Raw genomic sequence first — 26,467 nt, forward strand, 5'->3', positions numbered from 1 at the left:
GTCCAGGAGATCCAGCGGGGGCACTGCGTGCTGTGGCGCGGCCCCGCTCAGCCCGCAGGCCGTCCCCGCACCGCGTCGAACAGGGCCCACTCCACGGCCCAGCGCTCGATCCGACGGCGCTCCAGCCGGCCGCGCAGGTACCGGCCGCCGGCGCACGGCAGGACCCCCACGGTCACGCCCGCCAGGCCGCCGACGAGCGAGGCCCGCACCCGGGCCTGGGCGGCGGTGGCGGGCTCCGTGACCAGACGGCCCCGGCGGTCCGTCCACACCGTCACCGCGGTGCCGGCGGCGCTGCCCGGAGCCACCCCGACCTGACCGGTGCGGGCGGATCCGTCGGGCCCGGTCCAGCCGGCCTCGGCCCAGACCCGTTCCCCGGAGTGCGCGGCGGCCCTTCCGGGCGCCCGCTCGGTGAGGCGCCCTGCGACCGGCCGCCACTCGGCGCGCTCCCGGGCCAGACCCTGCTCGACGGACCGGGCGGCCGTCCAGCCGGCCAGCACGCCGCACACGACGGTCAGCACCCAGGCGCCGAGCATCACCCAGGCCTCCACCGTGTCGGAGCGCCGTTTGAGCGGATTGCGCCGCCAGCGCCACAGCCACACCCTCGGACCACGGAACGCCATCGAAGGCTTCCTCCTCATGAGCGCGTGAACATCCCGGCCGCCCTCCCATACGGGCCCGGCGGCCCGGATGCTCAGGACGAGTCCTCCGTCCCGACGGTGCCACGGACGCGGCGGGCGCGCGGGACTCCCGCCGAAGGTGGCCGACACCTTGCGGTCCCGGGCCGTCGCCGCCGCGGTGACCTGCGGCGACGGCCGCTTCGGGGGTGACTGTCAGTGGCCGGGTGCAGACTGGCCGGTAGTTGGGACAAGGACGTCACAGCAGCGGAGGTGACCGGCATGACCGAGGTACTGCTCGCCGTGGGCACGCGCAAGGGCCTGTTCATCGGACGGAGGCGCGGGGGCGGCTGGGAGTTCGACGCATCCCCCTGCTTCAACGCACAGGCGATCTACTCGGTCGCGATCGACACCCGGGGCGGCCGCACGCGGCTCCTCGCCGGCGGGGACAGCGCCCACTGGGGCCCGTCGGTGTTCCACTCCGACGACCTCGGCCGGACCTGGACCGAACCGGCGAAGCCGGCCGTCAGGTTCCCCCAGGACACCGGGGCTTCGCTGGAGCGGGTGTGGCAGCTGCACCCGGCCGCCGGCGAGCCGGACGTGGTGTACGCGGGCACGGAACCGGCCGCACTGTACCGCTCCGAGGACCGCGGGGAGAGCTTCGAGCTGGTCCGCCCGCTGTGGGAGCACCCGACGCGCTCCCGATGGGTGCCGGGCGGCGGCGGTGAGGGCCTGCACACGGTGCTCACCGACCGGCGGGACCCACGGGCGGTGACGGTGGCCGTGTCCACGGCCGGCGTGTTCCGCACCACCGACGGCGGCGCGAGCTGGACGCCTTCCAACTCCGGTGTCTCCGCGGTGTTCCTGCCGGATCCGAACCCGGAGTTCGGCCAGTGCGTGCACAAGGTCACGCGGGACGCGGCCGATCCGGACCGGCTGTACCTGCAGAACCACTGGGGGGTGTACCGCAGCGACGACGCGGGCGCCCACTGGACGGACATCGGCGCCGGCCTGCCGTCCACCTTCGGCTTCGCCGCCGCCGCGCACCCCCACCGAGCGGACACGGCGTACGTCTTCCCGATCAACGCCGACGCGGACCGGGTACCCGCCGACCACCGCTGCCGGGTCTACCGCACGACGGACGCGGGCGAGAGCTGGGAGCCGCTGTCGGCCGGCCTGCCGCAGGAGGACCACTACGGCACCGTGCTGCGCGACGCGCTCTGCACAGACGACGCGGACCCGGCGGGCGTGTACTTCGGCAACCGCAACGGCGAGGTGTTCGCCTCGGCCGACGACGGCGACAGCTGGCGGCAGTTGGCCTCGCACCTGCCGGACGTGCTCTGCATGAGGGCCGCGGTGGTCGGATGAGTCCGACGGGTGAGGCGCGGGGTCCTGGCCACCGGTTGATCGCCGCCGCCCGTACGGCAGTAGGGTGACGCCCGTGGCACCACGACCCTTGCATGAGATCGTCGAACCGGGCTGGGCGAAGGCCCTCGAACCCGTGGCCGGACGGATCGCCGAGATGGGCGACTTCCTGCGCGCGGAGATCGCCGCCGGACGCACCTACCTCCCCGCCGGGCCCCACGTCCTGCGGGCCTTCCAGCAGCCCTTCGACGAGGTCCGCGTCCTGGTCGTCGGGCAGGACCCGTACCCGACGCCGGGCCACGCGGTGGGCCTGTCCTTCTCGGTGGCACCCGAGGTACGGCCGCTGCCCGGCAGCCTCGTCAACATCTACCGGGAGCTGAACACCGACCTGGGGCTGCCCCAGCCGTCCAGCGGCGACCTGACACCGTGGACGCGGCAGGGGGTGCTGCTGCTCAACAGGGCGCTCACCACGGCCCCGCGCAAACCCGCGGCCCATCGCGGCAAGGGCTGGGAGGAGGTCACCGAGCAGGCGATCCGGGCGCTCGCCGCCCGCGGCAAGCCGCTGGTGTCGATCCTGTGGGGCCGCGACGCCCGCAACCTGCGTCCGCTCCTCGGCGACCTGCCCTCGGTGGAGTCGGCGCACCCCTCGCCCATGTCGGCGGACCGGGGCTTCTTCGGCTCCCGGCCGTTCAGCCGGGCGAACGACCTGCTGATCCGGCAGGGCGGTCAACCCGTGGACTGGCGCCTGCCGTGACCTCCCCCGCGGTTCCGGAACCCTCCCCCGGTGTCCTCGCCGTGGACTCGGGCGGCTCCGGACTGCGGGTGGCACTCGCCACGACCGACGGCGGCGCACCCGCCGTACGGTCGTCACGGAGTCCCGTGCGCACCGGCGCGCGGGGCATCGACCCCGAGCACCTGATGGCACAACTGCTGCCCATGGTGCGGTCGTTGGCGGCGGAGACGAGGGTGTCCCGGCCGGTCACGGCGGTGGTCGGCGCCGCCGGTCTCGCCACCCTCGGCGGCGCGCTGCGGGCCGAACTGCCGGGCGCGCTGGCGCGGGAGTTCGGGGTGGGCACCACCGCCCTGGCCGCCGACGCCGTCACCGCCTACGCCGGCGCCCTCGGCACCGGTCCGGGCGCCGTGCTGGCCGCCGGAACCGGACTGATCGCGATCGGCACGGACCTGACGTCCTGGCAGCGGGCCGACGGCTGGGGCCATCTGCTGGGCGACTGCGGCGGCGGCGCGTGGATCGGGCGGGCCGGCCTGGAGGCCGCTCTGCGCGCCCACGACGGCCGGCCCGGTGGGTCCGCCGCCCTCCTGGCCGGCGCCGAGGAACAGTTCGGACCGATGCCGGGTCTGCCCGGTCTGCTCTACCCGCGCCCCGACCGCGCCGCCGTCCTCGCCTCCTTCGCGCCCCGCGTGGCCGCCTGCGCGCCGGCCGACCGGGTCGCCGCGGACATCCTGCGCGCGGCGGCCCGGCACATGGCCGACTCGGCCGTCGCGGTCTGCCCGCCGGACGCCGAACCCCGCCCCCGCGTCGCCGTCACCGGCGGCCTCGTGAAACTGGGCGACCCCCTCCTCGTACCGCTGGCGGAGGAACTGGCGCGGCGGCTGCCGTACGCCCGGCGGGTGGCGGCCGCCGGCGATCCGCTGGACGGCGCCGTCCGCATCGCCCTCGCCCTCACGGCCGGCACGCTCGGCCTGCCGGTCGACGGGGCGATGCTCTGCGTGGCCCCGCGGGTGAACGGCGCGTCATGACGGAAAAGGGGAATCGAACCCTTCAGGGGCAAGTCGCCCGGAACACACGCTGATCACTTCTGATCCGTACGTAACTCATCAGACAAAACCGGACGGATACCGCTCACCTGCACCCTCCCCGAACAGGGGAGCCCAGGAAGCCAGTAACATGCGGCGCCATGAGCTCCCCCACTGGGCCCGCGTCCGGCCTCCCTGTACGAATGCCGCGCCCCCGCCAGCCCGGACGACACCGCCGACCCGAGCCCCTGGCGGCTCCCGAGGGCGCGCCCGCGCTCGTTCTCGCGGTGCCGGGTACGCCGAGCGCCGCCACCCGCGGCCTCGCCGAGGAAGTCGTGAGCATCGCCCGCTCCGAGCTTCCCGGCCTCGACGCGCGCATCGGGTACCTCGACGGGAACGACGCCGAGTTCCCCAGCCTCCAGTCCGTCCTGGCGCACGCCGCCGACGAGCGCACCGCCCGCTACGAGCAGGCCCTCGCCGCCGGGGTGGACGCCAAGGAGCCCGACGGCCCGGTCGCCGTCGTCGTACCGCTGCTGGCCGGGCCGGACAGCGCGCTGCTGCGCCAGGTGCGCCAGGCCGTCATGGAGAGCCGCGTCGCGGCCGACCTGACCGACGCGCTCGGCCCGCACCCGCTGCTCGCCGAGGCGCTGCACGTGCGGCTGTCCGAGGCCGGTCTGGCCCGCGCCGACCGCGCCCGCCTGTTCACCGTCGCCACGGCCGCGGACGGCATCATCCTCGCCACCGTGGGCGGCGAGGAGGCCGTGCAGGCCGCCGGCATCACCGGCATGCTGCTCGCGGCGCGCCTCGCCGTGCCGGTGATGGCCGCGGCCCTCGACCAGGAGGGTTCCATCGCCTCCGTGGCCGAGCAGCTGCGCGGCTCCGGCTCCCAGCAGCTGGCCCTGGCGCCGTACCTCATCGGTCCGGAGATCGACTCCACCCTGCTGGAGGAGGCGGCCAGGGAGGCGGAGTGCGCGTCCGCCGACGCGCTCGGCCCGTACCCGGCCATCGGCAAGCTCGCCCTGGCCAAGTACACGACGACGCTGGGGATCGCGCCGCAGCAGCCGCAGGGCACGCCTGCCCGCCAGTCGTAAGCGACGCGGGCGCGAGCCCGTACGACCTGCACGGACGCCGAAAGGGCCCGCTCCCGACCGGGGAGCGGGCCCTTCGTCGTGCCTGCGGGCCAGGGTGCGGAGCCGACGAGTGGGCCCCGGGCTCCTGCCGGGTTCGGGGACCAGGGTCTTTCGTCCGGATCGGGCCGGACCCCGCGGGCCCGGCACGATCCGAACGAGAGGTCCTAGCCGAAGACCACGCAGGACGCCGCCGGCACCGGGATCGAGCCGCCGCGCCGGGGCAGGCCGGTCGCCGGGTCGAGGGCGAACCAGGTCACGTCGCCGGAGCGCTCGTTGGCGACGTACAGGAAGCCGGCGGACTCGGTGAGCGCACGCGGCCAGCGGCCGGCGCAGGGCACGGTGCCGATGAGGCGCAGTGCCTCTCCGCCGCCCTCGACGGCGAACGCCGACAGCACGTCCTCGCCGCGGGTGGCCGTCCACACGAACCGCCCGTCGGGCGAGACGACGATGCCGGACGGGTAGGCGTCCCCGGCGGGCGCGCCCGGCAGCACGGGCACCTCCGCCAGCGGCTTCAGTGAGCCGTCCGGGGCGTCCCAGCGGCAGACGGTCACGGTCGGGGTGAGTTCGTTGACGACGTACGCGTGGCCGCCGTCCGGATGGAAGGCCAGGTGACGGGGGCCGGAGCCGGGGCGCAGGGCGAACTCCCGGTGCAGGACCGGCCTGCCGTCGCGCAGGGCGCACACCCGCACCGAGTCCGTCCCGAGGTCCACGCTGACCAGCCGGCGTCCGCTCGGGTCGGCCTGGACCTGATGAGCGTGCGGCCCCTGCTGGCGCGGGGTGTGGGGGCCGGAGCCGCTGTGGTGGAGCACGCCGGAGGGCACCGGGGCGAGGGTGCCGTCGGGCCGGACGGGGACGGCGGTGACACTGCCGGATCCGTAGTTGGCGGTCACGACGTGGCCGTCGAACACGGTGAGGTGGGTGGGACCACCGCCGCCGACCGGCACGGCCGGTCCGGCCTGCTCCGGGACGTCCCCGGCCAGGCTGTACGCGGCCACCGCGCCCTCGGCGGTCTCACTGACGGCGTAGAGCGTGCCGCCGTCCGGCGACAGGGTCAGGTACGAGGGATCGGGAAGGCCGTTCACGCTGCTCAGGACGGTCAGCGCGCCGTCGCTCGGGTCCACGGCCGCCGCCACGATCCCGGGCCCCCCGGCCGCCGTGAACGACCCGATGAACGCCCGCCGGGGCCGCCTGTCGACGTCTGCCACCGCTGTCCCCTCTCGTGCCGCCGCTGTCCGGGGTGACGGTAGCAGCCGATCACGCGCGGTCTAGACCAAGATGGTACGGATGACACGGCGGCGTGCCGCGGGGTTCAGCCGGGCGACGCGAACCGCGGTCGAGGCCGGAACGCCGGCCCCCGGGCGTGGCGGGGGCGGCGTCGCCGCAGACGCTCAGGCTCCCACCAGCGGTGAGCCGGACGGGGTGCGCAGGGGGTGGGCCAGTTCCGCCAGGGCTCGTTCCAGGCCGTGCAGGTGGGCCAGGGCGGGTCCGGCCGCCGAGGGGTGCTCGGCGGGGGCGAGGTGTTCCGTGCCCCCGTCGGTCAGGGCCTCCACCGCGGCCTGGACGCGCCAGCAGGCGGCGGCGAGGCGGGCGTCGTGGGAGGCCTCCGGGTCGGCGGCGACGGCGACGAGTCCGCGGATCTCGCGCGCGCAGTCGTCGAGGAGGTCGAGGACGCGGCGGGCGCGTGCCTTGCGGCCGAGCATGGGGTTCAGCGGGTGGGTGAGCGGGGCGACGGAGAGCCGGACCCGGCCGAGGAGCTGTTCCAGTTCGGCGACGCGCGCGCCGGGGTCGGCGGCGGGGTCGCCGGCGAGGCGGGCGGCGGCTTCGGCGGTGCCGGTGTGGACGCAGCGCAGCGCGCGCTGGATCCAGGCGTCGGTGACGGCGTGGGTGGTGACGGGGAGCACGAACAGCACCGCCAGCCCCGCGCCGAGCGCGCCCACGCCGGTCTCGGCGAGGCGGACCGCCAGCAGGCCGGGGGTGAGCACGCCGAGGAGCCCGTAGAGCAGCTGGGCGAGCAGGGTCACCCAGAGCATCATCCAGGTGTAGGAGACGGCGGCCGTGTAGAAGATGCCGAAGACGCAGACGGCGACGAGGGCGGCCGTGGGGGCGCCGGCGCCGTGCACGGGGGCGGCGACGAGGAGGCCGAGGCCGATGCCGATCACCGTGCCGAGCACCCGGCGGAAGCCGCGTACCAGGGTCTCGCCGCGGGAGGTGGTGTTGACGAAGATCCACCACGTGGCGCCGACGGCCCAGTACCAGCGCTCCCCGGACACCGCCTGGCCCACGAGGAGCGCGAAGCCCGCGCCGGCCGTCGCCTGGACGGCCTGCCGGGTGGTGACCCGGGCGAGGCCCCGGCCGCCCGGCGGGGCGGGCACGGCGGCCGGGGGCAGGCGACGCTCGTAGCACCACAGGCCGAAGCGCACGGCCGCCGCGCCGAGGACGGAGAGGACGACGGCCGCGGCCAGCTCGGGGAGCCGCCCCCCGGTCGCGTGCAGGAACTGGGCGACGAAGAACATCATGAACGCGAACACGCCCAGGCTGTGGCCGCGCGGCCCCCACCGGCGGGCGTACACGCCCGCGCCGGTGACCGCCAGGAAGGTCAGGTCGCGGGCCAGGGGCTGGTCGTGCAGGAGGGCCGCGGCGGCCAGGACGGGCAGGCCGACGGCGGGCAGCAACGCGGTGGTGACCGCCTGGCCGCGCACGGTGGTGTCGGTGACGGTGAACAGGGCGAGCAGCGCGGCGAGCCCTCCGGTGACGGCACCGGCCAGGGAGTGCCCCGCCAGGCCGCAGACCACGACGGCCAGCCCGATGCCGAGGACGGCCCGCGCGGCGAACCGCAGCCGTACCCGCCCCGGATCCGGAGCCGTGAACACCCTCTTCAGCACTTCTCGCCCCCAACGGTCACCCGTGAACACCGGCATGGAAAAGGCGCCGCGGGATCCGCAGCGCCATCGACGGCACCATGACAGCATCCGTGCCGCCGCTGGCTCAAGTGGCCGGAAATCGACTGGTCCATTGGTCCACTGACTGCTCTTCGGGGAGGACCGCGGAAGGGCCAACGGACCAGGAACGGCCGGTCCGCCCGGAATGCACCCGCCTGGGCCATTGGTACAGTCGTTCGCGATCACCGATGAACACACGAGGAGTCCGGGCACCATGGCCGTCGACCAGCTCGACACCCGCATCCTGCGCCTGCTGCTCGAGCAGCCCCGCACCAGCGTGCGGGAGTACGCGCGCATCCTCGGCGTGGCTCGCGGCACGCTCCAGGCCCGCCTCGACCGACTGGAGCGCGAGGGCGTGATCACCGGCTCGGGCCCGTCCCTTTCCCCCTCCGCGCTGGGCCACCCCGTGCTCGCGTTCGTGCACATCGAGGTCACCCAGGGCCACCTCGACGACGTCGGCGACGCGCTGGCCGCCGTGCCGGAGATCGTGGAGGTGTTCTCGATCACCGGCGGCGGTGATCTCCTCACCCGGGTGGTGGCCCGCGACAACGCCCACCTGGAGGACGTGATCCAGAAGCTGATCAGTCTGCCCGGCGTGGTCCGCACCCGCACCGAGGTGGCGCTGCGCGAGCGGGTGCCGTACCGCCTGCTGCCGCTGGTGGAGTCGATCGGCCGTACGGTCGGCGGCTGACGGCGGCGACTCCTCGCCGATCCCGTCCGCACCGGTTGACGCCCTCCGTCACCCCCTCTACCGCCTGGTCGATCATCCGCACATTGTCCGTGATATCGAACATTGTGGACCCGGAGGAGCAGCACATGGCACCGCCCCTCACCAGACGGACCCTTCTGCAGAGCGCGATCCTCGCCACCGCCGCCGTCCCCCGCATCGGGGACGCGGCGGCCGCGGCGGCGGCCGGGGCCACGGCACCGCCGCCCCCGGCCGCCCGGACGCTCCGGCCCTTCCCCCCTCGACGCCGTCCGGCTCGGTGCCGGTGTCTTCGCCGCCAAGCGGCAGCTGATGCTCGACCACGCCCGCGGCTACGACGTGAACCGGCTGCTCCAGGTGTTCCGCGCCAACGCCGGCCTGTCCACCCTGGGCGCGGCCGCCCCCGGCGGCTGGGAAGGGCTCGACGGCGAGGCCAACGGCAATCTGCGCGGCCACTGCACCGGGCACTTCCTCACCATGCTGTCCCAGGCGTACGCGGGCACCGGTGAGCAGGTGTACGCGGACCGGATCGGCACGATGGTCGGCGCGCTGACGGAGGTGCGCGAGGCGCTGCGGCACGACCCGGCCGTCCTGAGCGTGGACGGACGGTTCGGACGGGCCGCGGAGCACGTGCGCGGGTCGTACCGGTACGTCGACCTTCCTGCCGCAGTCCTCGGCGGCGCCGCCGAGATCACCCTGGCCGCCTGGGTGAGACCCACCCACGACGGCGCCTGGGCCCGCGTCCTGGACTTCGGCGACGACACGACCCGCTACCTCTACCTGGCCGTGCGCAACGCCGCCGGCGTGCCCCGGTTCGCCGTGACCACCGACGGGCCCGGCGCCGAGCAGGCCCTCGACGGCACCACCGCACTGCCCCTGAACCGCTGGAGCCACCTCGCGGTCACCATCGGCGGCGGCACCGGAACGCTCCACGTCAACGGCACGGCCGTCGCCCGGAACACGGCGATGTCCCTGACCCCGGCGGCCCTCGGCACCCTCGCCCACCACTGGCTCGGCCGCTCCCACTACGCCTCCGACCCGGTCTTCGCGGGCGCGTTCGGCGGGTTCGACATGTGGTCGCGCACCCTGACCGCCGACGAGATCACCGAGCTGCAGAGCGTCCGCGTCCCCGGCGACCTCGTCTCGTACGCCTTCGACGAGACGTCCGGCTCCTCCTTCGCGGACTCCTCCGGGCGCGGCCTGACCGCCACCCTGCGCCGCACCTGGGGCGGCCCCGGCCATCCGGGGTTCCTCGCGGCGCACCCGGAGACGCAGTTCGTCCAGCTGGAGTCGATGACCGGCAGCGACTACACGCGCTCACGGGAAAGGCCGAACACCTCGCGCTGGCCCGGCTGTTCGACCTCGACCGGCTCATCGACGCGTGCGCCGCGAACACCGACGTCCTCGACGGCCTGCACGCCAACCAGCACATACCGATCTTCACCGGGTACGTCCGGCTGTACGACGCGACGGGCGAGGAACGCTACCTCACCGCCGCGAAGAACTTCTGGGACATGGTCGTACCGCACCGCACGTACGGCATCGGCGGCACCGGCACGGGCGAGTTCTGGAAGGCGCGGGACGTCATCGCCGGCACGATCGGCGCCACCACGGCCGAGACGTGCTGCGCGTACAACCTGCTCAAGCTCAGCCGGACGCTGTTCTTCCACGAGCAGGACCCGAAGTACATGGAGTACTACGAGCGGGCCCTGCTCAACCAGGTCCTCGGTTCCCGGCAGGACCGGGCGGACGCGGAGAAGCCGCTGGTCACGTACTTCATCGGGCTCACGCCGGGCCATGTGCGCGACTACACGCCGAAGCAGGGCACCACCTGCTGCGAGGGCACCGGCATGGAGAGCGCCACGAAGTACCAGGACTCGGTGTACTTCACGGCCGCCGACGGCAGCGCGCTGTACGTCAACCTCTACAGCGCGTCCACGCTGACCTGGGCCGAGAAGGGCGTGACCGTCACCCAGAGCACCGGCTTCCCACCCGAACAGGGCACCACGCTCACCGTCCGGGGCCGTACGGCGTCCTTCGCGCTGCGGCTGCGGGTGCCGGCGTGGGCGACCGCCGGGTTCCGGGTGACGGTCAACGGCCGTGAGGCGAGCGGCGTCCCGACGCCCGGGACCTACTTCACGGTGTCCCGGTCCTGGCACGACGGGGACACCGTGCGCGTGTCGGCCCCGTTCCGGCTACGGGTCGAGAAGACCCCGGACGACCCGTCCCTGCAGACCCTGTTCCACGGCCCCGTGAACCTGGTCGCCCGCGACCCGTCGACGTCGTACCTGGAGTTCGGCCTCTACCGCAACGCGGCGCTCTCCGGCGACCTGTCGCCCTCGCTGACGCCCGTGAGCGGGAAGCCGCTGCACTACACGCTCGACGGCACCGAGTTCGCGCCCTTCTTCGAGGGCACCGAGGACCCCACGCACGCCTACGTGCGGCGGGTGGAGCCCCGGGTCGTCTTCGGCGGCACCGACGCGGGGGTGGCCAACCCCGCGAGGACGGACGGCACCACGCTGCTCGACGAGATCTGGGCGAGGGCGCCGTTCCGCGGGAAGGGAGCGCTGGTGAGCCGGGTGCGGAGCGTGGTGGACGCCTGGGTCGCCGCGGGGCTGCTCGGGCGGGCCGACGGGGAGCGGGTGGTGGGCACCGCGCGGAGCGCGACCTTCGTGCCGTGACGCCCGGTACCGCTACGAGCGGCGGCGGGGTCTGCCGCCGGTGCCGCGCCGGCCGCCGCCTCCCTTGGCGCCACCGGCGCGCCCCCGGGCGGCTCCGCCCGAGCCGGCCTTGCGCGGGGCGCCGCCGGTCCTCGGCTTGGGACGCTCGGCCTTCGGCTCGGCCGACGGCTGCCGGTCCCGGCCACGGGTGCTGTTGACCGTGCGGCCGCGGACGATGCCGATGAAGTCCTCGACCAGGTCGGTGGTGGCGTCCTGCGGCCAGGCGAGGGCGACGCCGGACTGCGGGGCGTCGACGAGGGTCCGGTAGGTGAGGTCGCGGCGGTGGTGCAGCCGGGCCAGCGACTGGGGCACGACCAGCACGCCGATGTTCGCCGCGACCAGCTCGATCGCGTCGGCCGTGGTCGCCGGGCGCTCGAAGGCGGGCTCCCCCGGGAGCCGCTCCCAGTCGAGGACGTCGTCCAGCGGGTGGACGACCACCTCGTCGGCGAGGTCGTCGAGGGTCACCTCGTCGGCCGCCGTGATCACGTGGTCCTTGGGGACCACGACCACCGTGGTCTCGGTGTAGAGGGGGATCGCGCTGAACACCGTACGGTCCACCGGGAGCCGGACGAAGGCCGCGTCGGCGGTGCCCTCGCGCAGCATTGCGGGAGCCTCGGCGGGCGCCGTCTGAAGGAGGACGAGGGGTACGTCGGGCAGGCGCTCCTGCCAGGTCCGCGCCCACTTGGCGGGGGTCACTCCGGGGACGTACGCGAGCCGGAACGAGGGGGAATCCGCCGAGTCGGTCATCCCGCCAGGCTACCGGCTGTGGTCGGCGGTCCGGTTCGCGGCCGATACCCTGGACGGCATGACGTCGCACCAGAGCACCCAGACGATGAAGCCCGCGACCGCGGCGAAGAAGCTGGGTGTGTACCTCCCCGCCACCCCCGCCGAGTTCCAGGAGGGTGTCGTCACGCGCGCCGAGCTGAACGAGCTCCAGGCGAACCCGCCGGAGTGGCTGCGCGCCCTGCGGGAGAAGGGCCCGCACCCCCGTCCGGTGGTGGCGGCCAAGCTCGGCGTGTCCATCGCCGGACTGGCGCGCGGCGGTGTCACGGAGGCGCTGACCACCGAGCAGATCCAGGAGATCAAGGACGCCGGGCCCGAGTGGCTGGCGAAGGAGCGCGCCACCCAGGCCGAGGTCCGCAAGGAGGCGGCGCGCCTGCGGCAGCGCGACGCCGAGAAGGCCGCCGGCGCGGAGTCCTGACCCGCCTCCCGTACGGCGTCGGAGCCTGCCCCGTGCGCCCGTGGTGGTCGCCCCCGACCGTCGGGGTGACTACGATCTGGTGAGGTTCACCGACGTGGGTGTGCGAGGTCGCTGGGGGTTGGGATGGTTGCTGGTCGTGTGGTGCGCTTCGACAGCCAGCGCGGTTACGGGTTCATCGCGCCCGACGACGGCGGGGAGGACGTGTTCCTGCACGTCAACGACATGCTGATGCCCGAGTCGCAGGTCCGCCGGGGCATCGTCGTGGAGTTCGAGATCGAGGACGGCGAGCGCGGCCCGAAGGCTTCCGGGGTACGGCTCGCGCGCGGGGCGGACGGCAAGCCGCTCGCGGCCGACGACGACGTCCTGTGCGACGTGCTCAGCACGGAGGAGTTCACCCGCGACGTCACCGAGGCCCTGCTGACGGCGGCGCCCTCGCTGACCGCCGAGCAGATCCTCCAGGTGCGCTCCGGACTGGCCCAGTTCGCGAAGAACCACGGCTGGGTCGAGGGCTGACCTCCCCCGCCGGCCCCCTGCCGGTACACCTCCGTGACCGGCCCGTGGCCGCGTGCCACCCGGCCCGCGCCGCCCGTTTCCACTTCCGCTTCCACCTCCACCCGGTGGTTCGAGGGCGTGCGGCGCGGCGACCGTCCCGGCGGCGGTGATCGAGGCGCCCGGTCCCGGGAAAACGGCCGCCGGAACGCCGACCACTCGTCGCAGGCCCGTTGTCAGTGGCCTGATCTAGAGTTCCCGTCACTTGATCACTGCGGGTGCGGGAGGCACACATGGGGTGGGTGTCGGCCGGCGGCTATGAAGTCGCCCTCGAGGACGGCAAGGTGGTGTGCCGCAACGCGGCGGGACGACGGTTGAAGTCCGTGCCGCCCAAGATCGCGGACGATCCGGCCGTGGTGGGCCTGCGCCAGCTCGTCGAATGGCTGGAACGGCACGAACAGCGGTGCCTGACCGACGTCGAGCGCTGGATGGTGCGCTCGCTGCCGGTGCCGTTCGACGTTCTCGCGCGGGTGTGGCCCGACCCGGCGTGGCAGGCCGCCCTGCGCGACCTCGTCGTCACCGGGGAGGACGGCGAGGTGGCCGGATTCCTGCGGGACGCCGACCCCGAGCGCGGCCTCGGCCTCGTCGACCTCGACGGCGACACCGTCCGCATCACCCCTGGCCTCGTCCGCCTCCCGCACCCGGTGCTCCTCGAAGACCTGGAGGACCTCAGGGAGTTCGCCGTCGAACTCGGCGTCGAGCAGCGCGCCCAGCAGCTGTTCCGCGAGGTCTGGCACCGGCCCGCCGCGCTCGACGCGGAGGGCACCTCCGTCGAGGAGTACGCCGGCGGCGCCTTCAAGGAGCTGCGCTTCCTGCACGGCAGGGCCGCCCAGCTCGGTTACCGCGTGCGCGGCGGCAACGCCGTCTGCTCCGTCCTGGAGGACGGCCGGGGTGTCGAGGCCCGGGTGTGGATCGGCGACTACGAAGGCTACGAGGAGACGGAGACCGGCCCCCTCACCTTCACCGACCCCGCCGGCCGGGCGCTGAAGCTCGGTCAGGTGGGGCCGGTGGCCTGGTCGGAAGGCATGCGCATGGCGGCCTCGCTGTACGCCGGGCGGAACATCGAGGACGAGGAGCAGGCGGCATGACGACGTACGACGAGACGGCTTCCGCGGCACTGCTCGACGCCGGCGCGATCCTGCCGCCGGGCACGACCGGCCGGGAGGACGCCGACGTCCTCACCGTGCGCACGTACACGCACCCCGCCCTGGACGAGCGCAGGATCGTGCGGCTGGTGCCGGGCACGCTCGGCGAGGCGGAGGACCTGGCGCTGGACTTCCTCGGCCTGGTCCGGGAGCCGGAGACGCCGCAGGTCGGGCAGATACGCCGGGAGACGCTCGGCTTCCCCGCCTGGGCGCTGGTCAACGACCCGGCGAACGGCCACCACGCGCTGGCCCTCGTCAAGGACGTCGAGCGGCTCGCCCGGCAGGCCAAGTCCCGCCCCGGCACCGCCAAGGAGGGCTTCGAGGCGCTCGGCGAACGGCTCGGCCGGGCCGTGCCGCACTTCCTGCCCACCTTCTACGAGCAGGCCGCCCGCGTCTTCCTCCGGCACGAGAACACCACGTACGCCGCCGCGTTCTTCGGCAAGGCACGCGAAGCCGAGCGGGTGCACGCGCTGGCCGTCGACGAGGAACGGCAGCGCGCCGTGTTCCTGGAGTTCGCGTTCGCCGGGGCGCTCACCGTGAAGGCGCTCAAGGAGCACGTCAAGGCCCTCGCGGCGCGCCTCAGCCCCGCCGACGCCTGGAGCCAGTTCCGGCAGCTGACGGTGGAGCGCTGCGCGGCCGGCATGCCGCCGTACGCCTCGCTCCCGCAGGACGCGCGCGGGCTGATCAAGGCCGCGGGCCTGGACCGGGTCGGCGAGGAGTGCGCGCTGGTCGCCGACCTGATCGCCTCCCCGGCGGCGGTCCGGGCGCCCGCGTCCTTCTGGAACACCTACCGGGCGACGCTGGTGCTGCTCGCCCGGGAGCAGCCCGCCGTGCGGGCCCGGCTGCTGGAGATCATGCCGGCCGGCCTGGGCCGCGCCACGCGCGACGACGAGTTCTGGCTGGACCTGCTCACCGAGTGCGGCGCGGATCTGCTGCTCACCGGGGAGACCGATTCCGACGTCGACGCGGCGGACTGGCTCAGCCGCTGGTCCCTGCACCGCAAGCACGGCAGCTCGGTCAGCGGCCGGTCGCCCGCCACACTGGCGCTCGTCCGGCGGATGGCGTCGCGGCTGCGTGAGGGCGGCCGGCCCGTCGACCTCTTCACCGGCCGCTGGCACCCCGGTGCCGACCTGGACCTGCTCGACCTGTGCCTGGCGGAGGACGTGCCGCTGACGGACCCCGGCACCGGCCGGAACGTCTTCCTCCCCCTGGGCCAGTGGCTGAAGGACGAGGCGCCGGGGCGGCGGGACCTGACGGCCCTCGCGGCGCACCCGCGCCACCGTCGGCTGCTGTACCTGTCCGTCGGCACGCTCAGCGGCCACCGGCCGGACACGCAGCTGCTGGAGGGCCTGGCCGGTCATCCCGTGCTCGCCGACGTGCTGCGCGAGTGGCTGGAGGACGCGGCCGGGGAGCTGACCGCCGCGGCCGGTCTGCCCGCCGCGCGCGCGGCGCTGGAGAGACTGCGGCCGTTCCGCACGGTCGCGGCCCGGGTCGGTCCCGCCGCCGTCGCCGAGGTCGCCGCGCACGAGGTCGCGCCGCTGCTCGGCCGCACGCTGCGCGCCGGCATCCCGGACGAACTGGTCTGGCCCGCCCTCGAGGAGGCGCTGAAGCGGCTCGACGCCGAGACCAGGCGCGACCGTGACGACACCCTGCGCGTCGAGGAGGCCTGGCCCGCGCTGATCCTCTCCCGCAGGCACAAGGTGATCGTCGTCGGCCCCGAGGACATCCTCCTCGAACACGACCTGCGGCTGCCCGACGGCCTGGACCGCTGGCAGCGTCCGTCGTTCCGCTTCACGGACGGCGAGCTGCTGGTGACGTGGCCGCACGGCGGCAAGCAGTTCGGCTACTGGTCGGCCCGCCCCTCCGACACCTTCCCCCTGGGCGGCGAACGGGTCTCGCACTGGTACGGCGCCAACGACGCCGGTGAACCCTCGATCCCGCTGCCGGGGGGCGGCCGGGCCACCGGCGGCCGCACGCTGCACACCGGTGACACCGTCCTGCCGCCGAGCCGCCGCATCCTCGGCGACGGCACCTCGTACTGGCGTCAGGGCCGGCAGGGGCGCAAGCAGGTGTGGCTGGAGTACGACCCGGCCACCGGTACCCACGGGCGTGCCTCGCTGCCCGTGTTCCTGCGGTCGGGCATCACCGACGAGTCCACGCTGCTCCAGCAGCACTGCGTGGTGCTGCCGCTCCAGCCCGGTCTGGAGCACAGCCCGTTCGGCACGGACGGCACGGTCCTCGGACGCTGGGTGCGCGAGGAGGGCGAGGGCGCCGGGGCCCGCATCACCGCCGGCACGCCGGACGGGCGCACGGTCTCCCTGCCGAAGGGCCGCGACGGCGTCGCCCGCGGCGTGCCGGTCGGCGCGCTGCGGCTCCCCGGAGGGGCCGAGCCCGTCGTCGTCGCCCTGCACCGGCAGATCGCCTTCCACACCGCGGACGACACCTCCGGGTCCGGGGAGTCGGGGCGGGTGACCCCGCTGGAGCGGGGCGGCGAGTTCGCCGCCGGCACGCGGCTGGTCCCGCCGATCGACTTCTGGCACGCGCTGCGGCCCCGGGACGAGGCCGCGTCGGCGGTGCTGCGGGCGCTGAGCGACGAGCAGGCGGCCGTGGTGCTGCGCACCGGCGCGGAGGCGCTCGCCGAGCACGCCGCGCGCGTGGCGGCGGCGAAGGCCGCCTCGGCGGGCTCGGCCGAGGGGTTGACGGCGGCCACGGCGGGAACGCCCTCGGTGTCGGACGACGCCACCGACGGCACGTCCGTCCTGCCGTCCGCCGACGAGGTCCTGCGCGAGGCGGTCTCCCGTTGCCTGCCCGGTCTGCGCGAGCGGCGCCTGCTCATCGGGGTCTCCGCGCTGGTGCGCGCGGTGCTGCGGCTCGCGGAGTCGACCGCCGCGTTCGTGGCTCCTCCGGTGGAGCCGAAGCCGGTGCAACGGCGGCGCGTCGAGGGCATGTTCGACGACTACAGCCCCCGGCACGCGGACGACCAGACACTGCGGGAGGCCACCGCCGGCCTCGCCGACCAGCAGGGCTGGTGGGGCGGCGGGCAGCAGTGGAGCGCCGTGCGGCAGATCCGCGCCGTCAACCACGTGCTGTCCGGCAGGCCCGCCGACGGCAGGCCGCTGCCCGAGCGCTCCCGGTCGACGGGGTCCGCGCAAGGGTGGCGGAGCGACGAGTTCACCGTCCCCGGCATCGGGATGCTGTGGCCGTCCCTGCTCGACGTGCTGCGACCCCTGGCCTACCGTGCCGCCTCCCCGGTCCTCCCCGACGCGCACCGGGAGGCTCTCCTGGTGCTGTTCGAGGTGATCGCGGACGGGCGGCTGGCCGCGGCCGACGGCGCCGCTCTGCGGGAGGTCGTGCTGAGCGAGCCGCAGGACAAGCACGAGCGTCTGGGCCAGGTGCTGCGCCGCGACGGCCGTACGGTCGTCGTGCTCGGCTGCCGGCAGGTCGACCGGGAGAAGGGCCGGGTGCACTGGCTGGCCCTGGACCACGACCCGTCCGGGGCGTTCGGCGCGATCGCCCACTTCGTGCTGGAGCGGGAGAGCGCGCACCCGCCGGTGTTCCCCGCCGACGCCCTGACCGCCGTCACCGGGCTGATCCGGGACAAGGGCCCCGCACCCTGGCAGCCGGAGGCGCCGCACGCGCTCGTCGCCGCGACAGGGGGCGGACTCGGGCCCGTGCAGTCGGCGCTGCTGCTGGCCGGCAAGCCGGTGCAGGTGGCCACGGACCGGCTCGCGACCCTTGGCCTGAAACCCCGTCAGAAGACCTTCGGCGACGGCCTGCTGACCTCCTTCCGGCTCGGCGACGGGTCCGCCCTCGTCGGCGCCCTGCTGCCCGGCAGCCCCGGTGACCTGTGGACCGTCGGCCCCGACACGGCGGCCGCGGGACGGATCTGGCAGGAGCGGTTCGGCGGGTTCGTCCGTCTCCCCGAGGACATCGCCGCCGATCTCGAACTCGCCGGGGTCTCCGCCGGTGCGGCCGAGGACGTGCTCAACCCGACGCGCACGCCCTGGATCAGCCGCACCACCGTGCAGCGGCCCGGCAGGAACGGCGACCTCGTACCCGACGACGCGCGGGCGCTGCCCGGCCGCCACCACCTGTCGAACGCCGTGGCCTCCCTGGCCGGGCTCGCCTACACGCTGCCGTACGGCCATCCGCTGCGCGCCGCCCTGCCCGAAGGCCTCGCCGCGGTGCGCCGCCGCCTCACGGACCCGGGACTGCTGCTCGACCTCGACGTCACCTGGGCGGAGAAGGGCATGACCGCTCCCGCCCTGCGCAAGGCCTACGGTCTGCCCGCCACCGGCGGCGGTGACGCGGACGGTCTGACCCGGCTGGGCGACGCACTCGTGCTGCGCCCCTGGTACCAGGACCAGGAGGCGGTCCTGGTGCGGCCGGCCGGGCTGACCGGGCCGGACGACGCCGTGTTCGGACTCGTCGAAGGGCTGGCCGGACCGGGACGCGGCGGCGGCCTGCGCGCGCTGCGGGCCGTCCTCGGCGACGACCTGGCCCGTGCGCTCGCCGCCGGCACCGGTCCCGAGGAGGCCGGCGGGCACGCCCAGGACCCGACGGCCACCGTTCCGGAGCTGGTCGCGGAGGTCGCCGGTGCGCACGCTTTGAGCGAGGACGCGGCGGCGCTGTACCTCCAGCTGCTCGCCCTGCCCGACCCCACGGACCGCAACTGCGCCCGCTGGACCGGCTGGAAGCCCGCCCGGACGAAGAAGGCCCGTGCGGAACTCGCGGCCACCGACCTGGTCGTGGAGGCCAAGCGGCCGCGCGCCGGACGCACCCTCTTCCTGCCCTGCGGCTGGCGCGAGCCGAAGGCGCCCGCTCTGCCGGTCGAGGTGTGGAAGGAGGGCCTGTATCCGGTGGGTGAGCGCGCCCGTGCGGTGCCGCTGATGCCGGTGCCCGAGCTGTTCACCCGCGCATGGGACCGCGTCCGCACCGGCGACGCCCCGGCCTACGAGGAACTGACCACCCGCGCCACCCGCAAGGGCCGCCGCCGATGACCACCGTCCCCCCGCACCTGGAAGAAACCGCGCCGATGACGACCGCCCTCTCCCCCTCCCCGGCCCGCCAGGTCGTCCCGCCCGAGGACCGGCACGCCACCGAACTGGCCTTCCTCGCCGCGTACGACGACGGGCCGCGTCCGCCCGCCTGGCGGCTGACCCCGCGGGCGGTCGTCACGTTCGTCATGGGCAGCGGCGGGCGGGCCCTGAAACTGCCCGACGGTGCCGAGGCGGCCGACGGGGTGCCGCGCCGGCTCGTGATCGAGGGCAAGTTCGTGGGCGACCGGGCCCTGGTCGAGCGGTGCGTGGTGACCCTCGCGGGCGAGCGCGGTCTGCTGCTCGTCGGCGAGCCCGGTACCGCCAAGTCCATGCTGTCGGAGCTGCTGTCGGCCGCCGTGTGCGGCACCAGCGGCCTGGTCGTGCAGGGCACGGCGGGCACCACGGAGGACCAGCTCAAGTACGGCTGGAACTACGCCCTGTTGCTGGCGCAGGGCCCGAGCCGGCAGGCGCTGGTGCCCTCGCCGGTGCTGACCGCCATGCACCGGGGCGGCATCGCACGGGTCGAGGAGGTCACCCGCTGTCTGCCCGAGGTGCAGGACTCCCTCGTGTCACTGCTCTCCGAGCGGCGCATCGCGGTACCCGAACTGGCGGGCTCCGAGGACGCGTTGGCGCACGCGGCGCCCGGGTTCAACCTCATCGCCACCGCCAACCTGCGCGACAGGGGTGTCTCCGAGATGTCCGCGGCCCTCAAGCGCCGTTTCAACTTCGAGACGGTCGGCCCGATCCCGGACGTCGACGCGGAGACGGCGCTCGTGCGCAGCCAGGCGCGGGCGTCCGTGGAGCGGGCGGGGGCGCCGTTCCACGTCGACGACGCGGTGCTGGAGGCGCTGGTGACGGCCTTCCGGGATCTGCGCGAGGGCCGGTCGGCGGAGGGCTGGGAGGTGGAGCGGCCGTCCACCGTGATGAGCACCGCCGAGGCCGTGTCCGTGGCGGGGGCCCTGGCTCTGGCGGCGGCGTACTTCCCGGGGGACCGTGACGTGCTCGGCCTGCTGCCGGGGCACCTGCTGGGCGTGGTCCGCAAGGACGACCCCGCCGACGCGGCCCGGCTGCGCGGCTACTGGGACGGTCCCGTCCGCCGCCGCGCGGAGCAGGGCTCCGCCACCTGGCGCACCCTGTGGGACCTGCGCACGGTTCTGGAGGGCTGACGGCCGTGTCCCTCTCCCGCCTCTCCACCCACCACGGACCGGGCGCGGCCGGATCCGGCCCCGGTCGGGTGGCACCCGGTTCCCGTCCCGGTTCCGTACCTCCCGAGGAGGCCCTCGCCGCCCTGACCGGCCCGGCGGCGCCCTACCTGGTGGGCGTACGGCACCACGCGCCCTCCCTGGCCGCGGCGATGCCCGCGCTGCTGGACGCGGCGAAGCCGGACGTGCTGCTCGTCGAGCTGCCGGCCGAGATGCAGGAGTGGCTGCCGTGGCTCGGGCACGAGGAGACGCGGGCCCCGGTCGCGCTCGCCGCCGCCCCCGCCGACGGCAGGGGCGGCGCGGGGCCGGCGTTCTATCCGTTCGCGGACTTCTCGCCCGAGCTGGCCGCCGTGCGCTGGGCGAACCGCCGGGGCGTGCCGGTGGTCGCCTGCGACCTGCCGCTCGCCGACCGGGCGTGGCACGCGGGCCGGGCCGCCGCCCCGCCGCCGGGTGCGGGCGGTCCAGGGCTGGCCGCCGCGCTGCGGGCCGGGGTGAGCGGCCGTCCCGGGGACGATCTGTGGGACCGGCTCGTCGAGGCCACCGCACCCGGTTCGCCGCCGGAGGCCCTGCGCCGGGCGGCCCTGCTCACCGGCTGGGCGCTGCGCGAGGACGCGGCCGCGGCGGGCGGCGTGCCCGAGCTGGACCTGCGGCGGGAGCGGTGGATGCGGGCGCGCATCGCGCGGGCCACCGCGCACGGGGAGCGGGCCGCCGTGGTGGTCGGGGCCTTCCACGCCCCGGCGCTGGTGGGTGGACACCCAAAGGAGGCGGCGGAGGCGGCGGGGTCGGCGGAGACCGATCAGGCCGCAGCCGGCCCGGACCGCCCCGCGTGGACCACGTCCCTCATCCCCTACACCTACGCCCTGCTGGACGAGCGGTCCGGTTATCCGGCGGGCATCCGGGACCCCGAGTGGCAGGACATGGTCCTGCGGGCCGCGGGCGTTCCCGAGGCGCTGGAAGAGGCGCTGACGCGGGCCGCCGTCCGCGTCTGTGCCGAGCTGCGCCTCCTCGGTCACCCGTCGGGGCCGGCCGACGCGCGGGAGATCGTCCGGCTCGCCTCCGATCTGTCCCGGCTGCGCGGGCTGCCCGCGGCGGGCCGGGGTGAGCTGGTGGAGGCCGTGCAGACGGTGCTGACGCAGGGTGAGCCGTACGGGCGGGGGCGGGCCGTGGCGCGGGCGATGGAGCGGGTGCTGGTCGGCACCCGCACCGGGCGGCCCGCGCCGGACGCGCCGCGCTGCGGCCTGGCCCCGGCGGTCGAGGGCGAGGTGGCGGAACTGGGCCTGCCCGGACCGGCGGACGGGGTGCCCGGTGCGGCACGGGACCTGCGTCTGGACCCGCTGCGCTCCGACCTCGACCGGCGCCGTGAGCTGCTGCTGCGCCGGCTGGCGGGGTGCGGGGTGCCGTACGGGGAGGCGAAGGAGGTGGTCGGCGCGGGAGGTGCCGAGGCGCTCACCTCGCGCTGGGAGGTGCGCTGGACGCCCGCGACGGCGGCCATGCTGACCGCGACCGGTGTGCGCGGGGTCACCGCCGCGCAGGCCGCCGAAGGGGTGCTGCGCGAGCGGCGGCGCGCGGAGGAGGACGAGGGCGGGCCGACGGCGGCGCAGGCTCTCGACGGGCTGGCGCAGGCCGCCGAGTGCGGTCTGACCGGGCTCGCGGACGAGCGCCTCGACGACCTCGCCGAGGCGCTTCCCGGCATCGGCACCCTGCCCGAGCTGCTCGCCGGGCTGGCCCTGCTGGACCGGCTGCGGGCCGGGCACGTCCCCGGTCTCGGCGCCGACGGGGACCGTACGGCGCGGGCGGCCGGCGTGGCCGAGCTGCTCACGTCGGCGGCGGTGCGGCAGGTGGACGGCCTGACCGGTTCCGAGGACCTGGCGGACGCCCGCGCCCTGCTCGAACTGGCCCACCGTGCCGACCTGTCGGGCGGCATCAGGCTCACCGATGCCCTCGGCCGGCTGGCGGCCGACGGGTCCCCGCTGATGCGCGGCGCCGCCGGGGCCGTACGCGTGCTGCTCGGGCAGGAGGATCCGCGGGTGTTCGGGGACCGGGTGGCGTCCTGGGTCGACGGGGCCGTCGACGCGGACTCGCGGGCCGCGCTCACCGCGCGGCTCGGCGGGCTGCTGACCGCCGCGGGTCCCCTGCTGGAGGCGGCGGCGACCGCGCTGGAACCCCTGCTCGACCGGGTGTCGGAGCTGCCCGACCGGGAGTTCCTCGACCGGCTCCCGGCGCTGCGCGGCGGCTTCGACGCCCTCAGTCCCGCGGCCCGCGACCGTCTCCTGGCGGCCGTCGAGGAACGCCTGGACGTCTCGCACGTCGCGGACACCGGCGGTGTCGACCCGGCCGCGCTCGCCGCCTGGGCGCGGGCGGACCTCGCCGGCCGCGAGACCCTGCGGACTCTGGGGCTGCTGCCCGAGCCCGCCGCCGCGCAGGCGGATGTGCCCGTCGGGTCGCCGGGGGCCCGGGCCGAGGGCGGTCTGCTCGCCCCCGGTGACCGCTGGCGACTCGTCCTGGGCCGCGGGAAGGACCGGCTTGCCTCCTCGGCTGCTTCGTTGGCGACCGCGCTGGACGAGCTGTACGGCAGCGGACGCGGGGAGGGCAGCAGGGGCGACCTGACCGGGCGCGGCTCGGGTGGCGGCCGGGAGGTGCCCTACCCCGGCGTGCGGGAGTGGTCGCAGGAGCTGGCGGTGCTGTTCGGTCCGGGCATCCGGGAGGAGGTGCTGGCGGCGGCCGCGGCGGCGGGCCGGAGGGACGTGCTCGCCGAGCTGGACGCGGACAGCGTGCGCCCCTCGGTCGACCTGCTGCGCACCGTGCTGAGTCACGCGGGCGGCCTGCCCGAGGCCCGGCTGGCCGCGCTGCGTCCGCTGGTCCGACGGCTGGTCGAGGCCCTGACCCGGCAACTGGCCACCCGGCTGCGGCCGGCCCTGCACGGCACGGCCCTGCCGCGCCCGAGCAGACGCCCGGGCGGCGGCCTCGACCTGCCGCGCACCCTGCGCGCCAACCTGGCGACCGCGCGCCGCGCCCCCGACGGCACGGTCCGGGTCATCCCCGAGCACCCCGTGTTCCGCACCCGCGCGCGCCGGTCCGCGGACTGGCGGCTGATCCTGGTCACCGACGTGTCCGGGTCCATGGAGGCGTCCACCGTCTGGGCTGCGCTCACGGCGTCGGTGCTGGCCGGGGTGCCGACCCTGTCCACGCACTTCCTGGCGTTCTCCACCGAGGTCATCGATCTCACGGGGCACGTCGAGGACCCGCTGTCGCTGCTGTTGGAGGTCAGCGTGGGCGGCGGCACGCACATCGCGGCGGGACTGCGGCACGCCCGTGAGCTGGTCACCGTCCCCTCGCGGACCCTCGTCGTGGTCGTCAGCGACTTCGAGGAGGGCCATCCGCTCGGCGGGCTGCTAGCCGAGGTCCGCGCACTGGTCGGGGCGGGCTGTCACGTCCTGGGCTGCGCGAGCCTCGACGACACGGGCCGGCCCCGCTACTCCACGGGCGTCGCCGGTCAGCTCGTCGCCGCGGGCATGCCCGTGGCCGCCCTCAGTCCACTCGAACTCGCCCGCTGGGTAGGGGAGAAGATCGCATGACTCCGGACCTGTCCGCGGAACACCCGGGCCCGGAAGGGACCTCGGGGCACCCCGGCCCGGAAGGGTCCTCGGGTCGCCCGAAGCCGGAAGGCGCCTCCGGTCCCCCGGACCCGGAGGGGGCCTCGGACCGCCCGGGCGCCGGGCTGCCCCCGGTCGCCCCGTCCGTCACCGCCGAGCTGGTCGGGGCGCTGTCGCCCCGGCTCCGCAAGCGGCTGGACGCGGGGGTCGCCAAGCTCGCGGCCCGTCCGGCGGTGCGCGACGGCGACATCGTGCGGATCGCCGTCGACGACGACACCGACCTCGAACTGCGCGCCCCCGGCGGGACGGTGACCAGCACGGACGCCATCCGCTGCGGCTGTCTGCTGGCACCGGACTGCCTGCACCGCGCGGCCGCCGCCTCGGCGGCTCCGGTCGCCGAGGACACACCACCGGCCGCGCCGGCCGGCGAACCGGCGGACACGGCGAGGAAGTCGCGGGAGGATGCCGGCCCCGGACCCGAGCCGCAGTCCGCCGGGCCCGAGGAACGCGCCGCCGCCCGTGCGGTGTTCGAGGCGGCGGCCGCCGTCCTGGAGGCCGGCACCGACGGGGCCGGCGCCGTGCTCCAGTCGGAGCTGCTGCGCGCCGCGCACACCGCGCGACTCGCGGGTCTCCCCCGCGCCTCGGCCGCCGCGGTCTCCGTGGTCACCGGGGTGCGCGCGGCCCGTTCCGCCGACCCGGCCCACCGCCTCGACGGCCTCGCGGACGCGCTCCGCGGCCTCCTGGCCGTGGCGCACCGCCTCCCCCGCGCCACGGGCCCCGACCTGGCCGAACTGCGCGGCACGGCACGGCAGCCGTACCACCCCGACGGCTCCCTGCGGTTGTACGGACTGTTCTCCGAGCCGGTCCTGACGGCCACCGGTTACGCGGGCGCGGTCACCTGGACCGCGGATGCCGGCGGCCGCCTCTACACGGTGTCCGACGTGGCGCCCGGTGGTCCCGGCCGCGCGACCGGTGCCGCCGACCGGGCCGTCCGGATCGGCGACACCTCCCTGACGCATCGTGAACTGGCGCGCGCGGGCCTCGCCGTGTCGGGCGCGACCGTCTCGCCGACGGGGCGTCTCGGCGCGGGGGCGGGGGTACGGGCGGTGCGCGCGTCCGGCGCGTCGTGGCGCGGCGAGCCGCTGGACCGGTTGTGGGCCGTACCCGTCGCCGATCAGGTGGCGCAGGCCCTCGGGGGCGGTCATGATCTGCTGTTCCTCGAGGTGACGCTCCGGGGCGCGGTCCGGGAGGCGGCGGGCGACTGTCTGCTGGCCGACTGCGCCGGCGTGCCCCTACGGCTGGCGGTGGCCCACGACGCGCCCGCTCTGCCGTACCGCGAGAATCTGCGTCTGCTGGCGGCGGCCGGGGGCGGCAGTGTGCGGGTCGTGGCCCGGCTGGCGCCCGGGCCGGTTCCCCGTGCGCTGCTGCTGGCCACCGAGCACCCGAGCGACCCGGCCGCCCGGGTGGACCTGGGGCTGGACCGGCTCCAGCACGCGGATCTGCCCGCGACGACGTCCCGCGACGGGAGTCCGGCCCCGGACGTGGACGAGGCACCGCTGCATCTGCTGCGCCGACGGGTCCACCAGGCCGTGTCGGGGGGCCGCCGGGTGCTGGCCTTCCCGGGTGGCGCGGCGGGCGACGGGGCCCGGCTCCGCCGTGTGGGGCTCGGCACGGCGGGTGACCTCCTCGACGCGTTGCACGCCGCCGCGGCGGACCGCGCCCGTGACACGTTCGGGCGGCTGTTGCCGTCGGACTCGGGGCGTTTCGCGAGCGCGTGGCTGGCGGCGGCGCTGTACACCGGCGAGGTCGAGCGGGCGCTGTGCGCGCAGGCGTGGGGGGTGGCCGCGCTCCCGGCGTGAGAACGATCCGCAGCCCCGTCCCTTTAGGACAGGACCTGGCCTGTATCCCTCCTAGCGTGGTCCACGAACGCGGAACACACCTCTCGGAGACGGAGACACGCCATGTCCCTGAACAGCACCGCCCCCCTCGCCCCGGCCCTCACCGGGGAGCGCGCCGACCTGCTGGAGACCCTGGCCAAGCACCGCGGTTTCCTGCGCTTCACCACCAACGGCCTGACCGACGAGCAGGCGGGGCTGCGGACCACCGCCGGCGAGCTGTGTCTCGGCGGGCTGATCAAGCACGTCACCACGGTCGAGCGGAACTGGGCCTCCTTCATCGTGGACGGCCCGTCGGCGATGGGCGACTTCGACGACATGACCGAGGAGGACTTCGCCCGACGCGCCGACGAGTTCCGGATGCTGCCCGGCGAGACGCTGGCGGGGGTGCTCAGGGAGTACGCCGAGGTGGCCCGCCGTACCGACGAACTGGTCGCGTCGCTGCCCGACCTCGACGCGGCGCACCCGCTGCCCTCGGCGCCGTGGTTCGAACCGGGTGCGCACTGGTCGGCCCGCCGGGTGCTGCTGCACGTGATCGCCGAGACCTCCCAGCACGCGGGGCACGCCGACATCATCCGCGAGTCCCTGGACGGCGCGAAGACCATGGGATGAGC

General features: G+C 75.6%; 17 protein-coding genes and 1 pseudogene. 14 read left to right on the forward strand and 4 right to left on the reverse strand.

Features of this window, described 5'->3' with window-relative positions; all coding sequences use genetic code 11:
• Positions 1 to 47: 47 nt before the first annotated feature.
• On the reverse strand, positions 48 to 620 hold the full coding sequence (locus tag AB0N31_RS12935) for a hypothetical protein (protein ID WP_366058406.1): 573 nt from the start codon (positions 618 to 620) through the stop codon (positions 48 to 50).
• Between the two features lie 213 nt (positions 621 to 833).
• Between AB0N31_RS12935 and AB0N31_RS12940 the strand changes: the two genes are divergently transcribed.
• The 4 genes from AB0N31_RS12940 (at position 834) to AB0N31_RS12955 (ending at position 4,825) form a co-directional block, all read left to right on the forward strand.
• Entirely contained in the window at positions 834 to 1,982 is a 1,149-nt protein-coding gene (locus AB0N31_RS12940; protein WP_366058407.1) for an exo-alpha-sialidase, read from the forward strand.
• Positions 1,983 to 2,055: 73 nt separating this feature from the next.
• On the forward strand, positions 2,056 to 2,733 hold the full coding sequence (locus AB0N31_RS12945) for a uracil-DNA glycosylase (RefSeq protein WP_366058408.1): 678 nt from the start codon (positions 2,056 to 2,058) through the stop codon (positions 2,731 to 2,733).
• A complete protein-coding gene (locus tag AB0N31_RS12950; protein WP_366058409.1) occupies positions 2,730 to 3,737 on the forward strand; it encodes a BadF/BadG/BcrA/BcrD ATPase family protein in 1,008 nt (335 codons plus the stop codon). Before AB0N31_RS12945 ends, AB0N31_RS12950 begins: the two co-directional genes overlap by 4 nt.
• 158 nt (positions 3,738 to 3,895) lie before the next feature.
• Positions 3,896 to 4,825 (forward strand): hypothetical protein, encoded by a 930-nt coding sequence (locus tag AB0N31_RS12955; RefSeq protein WP_366058410.1) that lies wholly within the window; start codon positions 3,896 to 3,898, stop codon positions 4,823 to 4,825.
• A 203-nt stretch (positions 4,826 to 5,028) separates the two neighbouring features.
• Here the strand turns inward: AB0N31_RS12955 and AB0N31_RS12960 are convergent, their stop codons facing one another.
• Both AB0N31_RS12960 and AB0N31_RS12965 read right to left on the reverse strand, forming a co-directional pair.
• The gene (locus tag AB0N31_RS12960; RefSeq protein ID WP_366058411.1) at positions 5,029 to 6,069 is read right to left on the reverse strand and encodes a lactonase family protein; all 1,041 of its coding nucleotides are present in this window, start codon (positions 6,067 to 6,069) and stop codon (positions 5,029 to 5,031) included.
• A gap of 183 nt (positions 6,070 to 6,252) precedes the next feature.
• Entirely contained in the window at positions 6,253 to 7,746 is a 1,494-nt protein-coding gene (locus AB0N31_RS12965; RefSeq protein WP_366058412.1) for an FUSC family protein, read from the reverse strand.
• Between the two features lie 271 nt (positions 7,747 to 8,017).
• Here AB0N31_RS12965 and AB0N31_RS12970 point away from each other — a divergent pair, with 271 nt between their 5' ends.
• Both AB0N31_RS12970 and AB0N31_RS12975 read left to right on the forward strand, forming a co-directional pair.
• Positions 8,018 to 8,494 (forward strand): Lrp/AsnC family transcriptional regulator, encoded by a 477-nt coding sequence (locus tag AB0N31_RS12970; protein WP_366058413.1) that lies wholly within the window; start codon positions 8,018 to 8,020, stop codon positions 8,492 to 8,494.
• Positions 8,495 to 8,619: 125 nt separating this feature from the next.
• Positions 8,620 to 11,190 (forward strand): annotated as a pseudogene (locus tag AB0N31_RS12975) (beta-L-arabinofuranosidase domain-containing protein).
• A gap of 12 nt (positions 11,191 to 11,202) precedes the next feature.
• Here AB0N31_RS12975 and AB0N31_RS12980 read toward each other — a convergent pair.
• The gene (locus tag AB0N31_RS12980) at positions 11,203 to 11,976 is read right to left on the reverse strand and encodes a LysR family substrate-binding domain-containing protein (protein ID WP_366058414.1); all 774 of its coding nucleotides are present in this window, start codon (positions 11,974 to 11,976) and stop codon (positions 11,203 to 11,205) included.
• Positions 11,977 to 12,034: 58 nt separating this feature from the next.
• On the opposite strand from AB0N31_RS12980, the gene AB0N31_RS12985 reads away from it, so the two are divergent.
• The 8 genes from AB0N31_RS12985 to AB0N31_RS13020 all read left to right on the forward strand — a co-directional run bounded on the left by AB0N31_RS12985 (position 12,035) and on the right by AB0N31_RS13020 (position 26,465).
• On the forward strand, positions 12,035 to 12,430 hold the full coding sequence (locus tag AB0N31_RS12985; RefSeq protein WP_366058415.1) for a DUF5997 family protein: 396 nt from the start codon (positions 12,035 to 12,037) through the stop codon (positions 12,428 to 12,430).
• A gap of 123 nt (positions 12,431 to 12,553) precedes the next feature.
• Positions 12,554 to 12,943 carry a cold shock domain-containing protein gene (locus tag AB0N31_RS12990; protein WP_363090272.1) on the forward strand — a complete coding sequence of 130 codons (390 nt, stop codon included), beginning with the start codon at positions 12,554 to 12,556 and terminating at the stop codon, positions 12,941 to 12,943.
• A 269-nt stretch (positions 12,944 to 13,212) separates the two neighbouring features.
• Positions 13,213 to 14,067: a DUF4132 domain-containing protein gene (locus tag AB0N31_RS12995; protein WP_366058416.1), complete on the forward strand. Its 855-nt coding sequence runs from the start codon at positions 13,213 to 13,215 to the stop codon at positions 14,065 to 14,067.
• Positions 14,064 to 19,124: a hypothetical protein gene (locus tag AB0N31_RS13000; protein WP_366058417.1), complete on the forward strand. Its 5,061-nt coding sequence runs from the start codon at positions 14,064 to 14,066 to the stop codon at positions 19,122 to 19,124. Before AB0N31_RS12995 ends, AB0N31_RS13000 begins: the two co-directional genes overlap by 4 nt.
• 35 nt (positions 19,125 to 19,159) lie before the next feature.
• Positions 19,160 to 20,329 (forward strand): AAA family ATPase, encoded by a 1,170-nt coding sequence (locus AB0N31_RS13005; protein ID WP_366058459.1) that lies wholly within the window; start codon positions 19,160 to 19,162, stop codon positions 20,327 to 20,329.
• A gap of 68 nt (positions 20,330 to 20,397) precedes the next feature.
• A complete protein-coding gene (locus tag AB0N31_RS13010) occupies positions 20,398 to 23,940 on the forward strand; it encodes a DUF5682 family protein (protein WP_366058460.1) in 3,543 nt (1,180 codons plus the stop codon).
• Entirely contained in the window at positions 23,937 to 25,817 is a 1,881-nt protein-coding gene (locus AB0N31_RS13015) for a hypothetical protein (RefSeq protein ID WP_366058418.1), read from the forward strand. The genes AB0N31_RS13010 and AB0N31_RS13015 overlap by 4 nt, the downstream gene beginning before the upstream one ends.
• 102 nt (positions 25,818 to 25,919) lie before the next feature.
• Entirely contained in the window at positions 25,920 to 26,465 is a 546-nt protein-coding gene (locus AB0N31_RS13020; RefSeq protein ID WP_366058419.1) for a DinB family protein, read from the forward strand.
• Positions 26,466 to 26,467: the final 2 nt, after the last annotated feature.

This window comes from Streptomyces sp. NPDC051051 (genome assembly GCF_040682975.1).
Classification (GTDB): Bacteria; Actinomycetota; Actinomycetes; order Streptomycetales; family Streptomycetaceae; genus Streptomyces.

Excerpts from the sequence above, each read along its gene's own strand:
- AB0N31_RS12955 (WP_366058410.1), top strand. The coding sequence starts at position 3,896 with ATGAGCTCCCCCACTGGGCCCGCGTCCGGCCTCCCTGTACGAATGCCG.
- AB0N31_RS13000 (WP_366058417.1), top strand. The coding sequence starts at position 14,064 with ATGACGACGTACGACGAGACGGCTTCCGCGGCACTGCTCGACGCCGGC.
- AB0N31_RS12990 (WP_363090272.1), top strand. The coding sequence starts at position 12,554 with ATGGTTGCTGGTCGTGTGGTGCGCTTCGACAGCCAGCGCGGTTACGGG.
- AB0N31_RS12980 (WP_366058414.1), bottom strand. The coding sequence starts at position 11,976 with ATGACCGACTCGGCGGATTCCCCCTCGTTCCGGCTCGCGTACGTCCCC.
- AB0N31_RS12935 (WP_366058406.1), bottom strand. The coding sequence starts at position 620 with ATGGCGTTCCGTGGTCCGAGGGTGTGGCTGTGGCGCTGGCGGCGCAAT.
- AB0N31_RS12985 (WP_366058415.1), top strand. The coding sequence starts at position 12,035 with ATGACGTCGCACCAGAGCACCCAGACGATGAAGCCCGCGACCGCGGCG.
- AB0N31_RS13020 (WP_366058419.1), top strand. The coding sequence starts at position 25,920 with ATGTCCCTGAACAGCACCGCCCCCCTCGCCCCGGCCCTCACCGGGGAG.
- AB0N31_RS12970 (WP_366058413.1), top strand. The coding sequence starts at position 8,018 with ATGGCCGTCGACCAGCTCGACACCCGCATCCTGCGCCTGCTGCTCGAG.
- AB0N31_RS13005 (WP_366058459.1), top strand. The coding sequence starts at position 19,160 with ATGACGACCGCCCTCTCCCCCTCCCCGGCCCGCCAGGTCGTCCCGCCC.
- AB0N31_RS13015 (WP_366058418.1), top strand. The coding sequence starts at position 23,937 with ATGACTCCGGACCTGTCCGCGGAACACCCGGGCCCGGAAGGGACCTCG.
- AB0N31_RS12995 (WP_366058416.1), top strand. The coding sequence starts at position 13,213 with ATGGGGTGGGTGTCGGCCGGCGGCTATGAAGTCGCCCTCGAGGACGGC.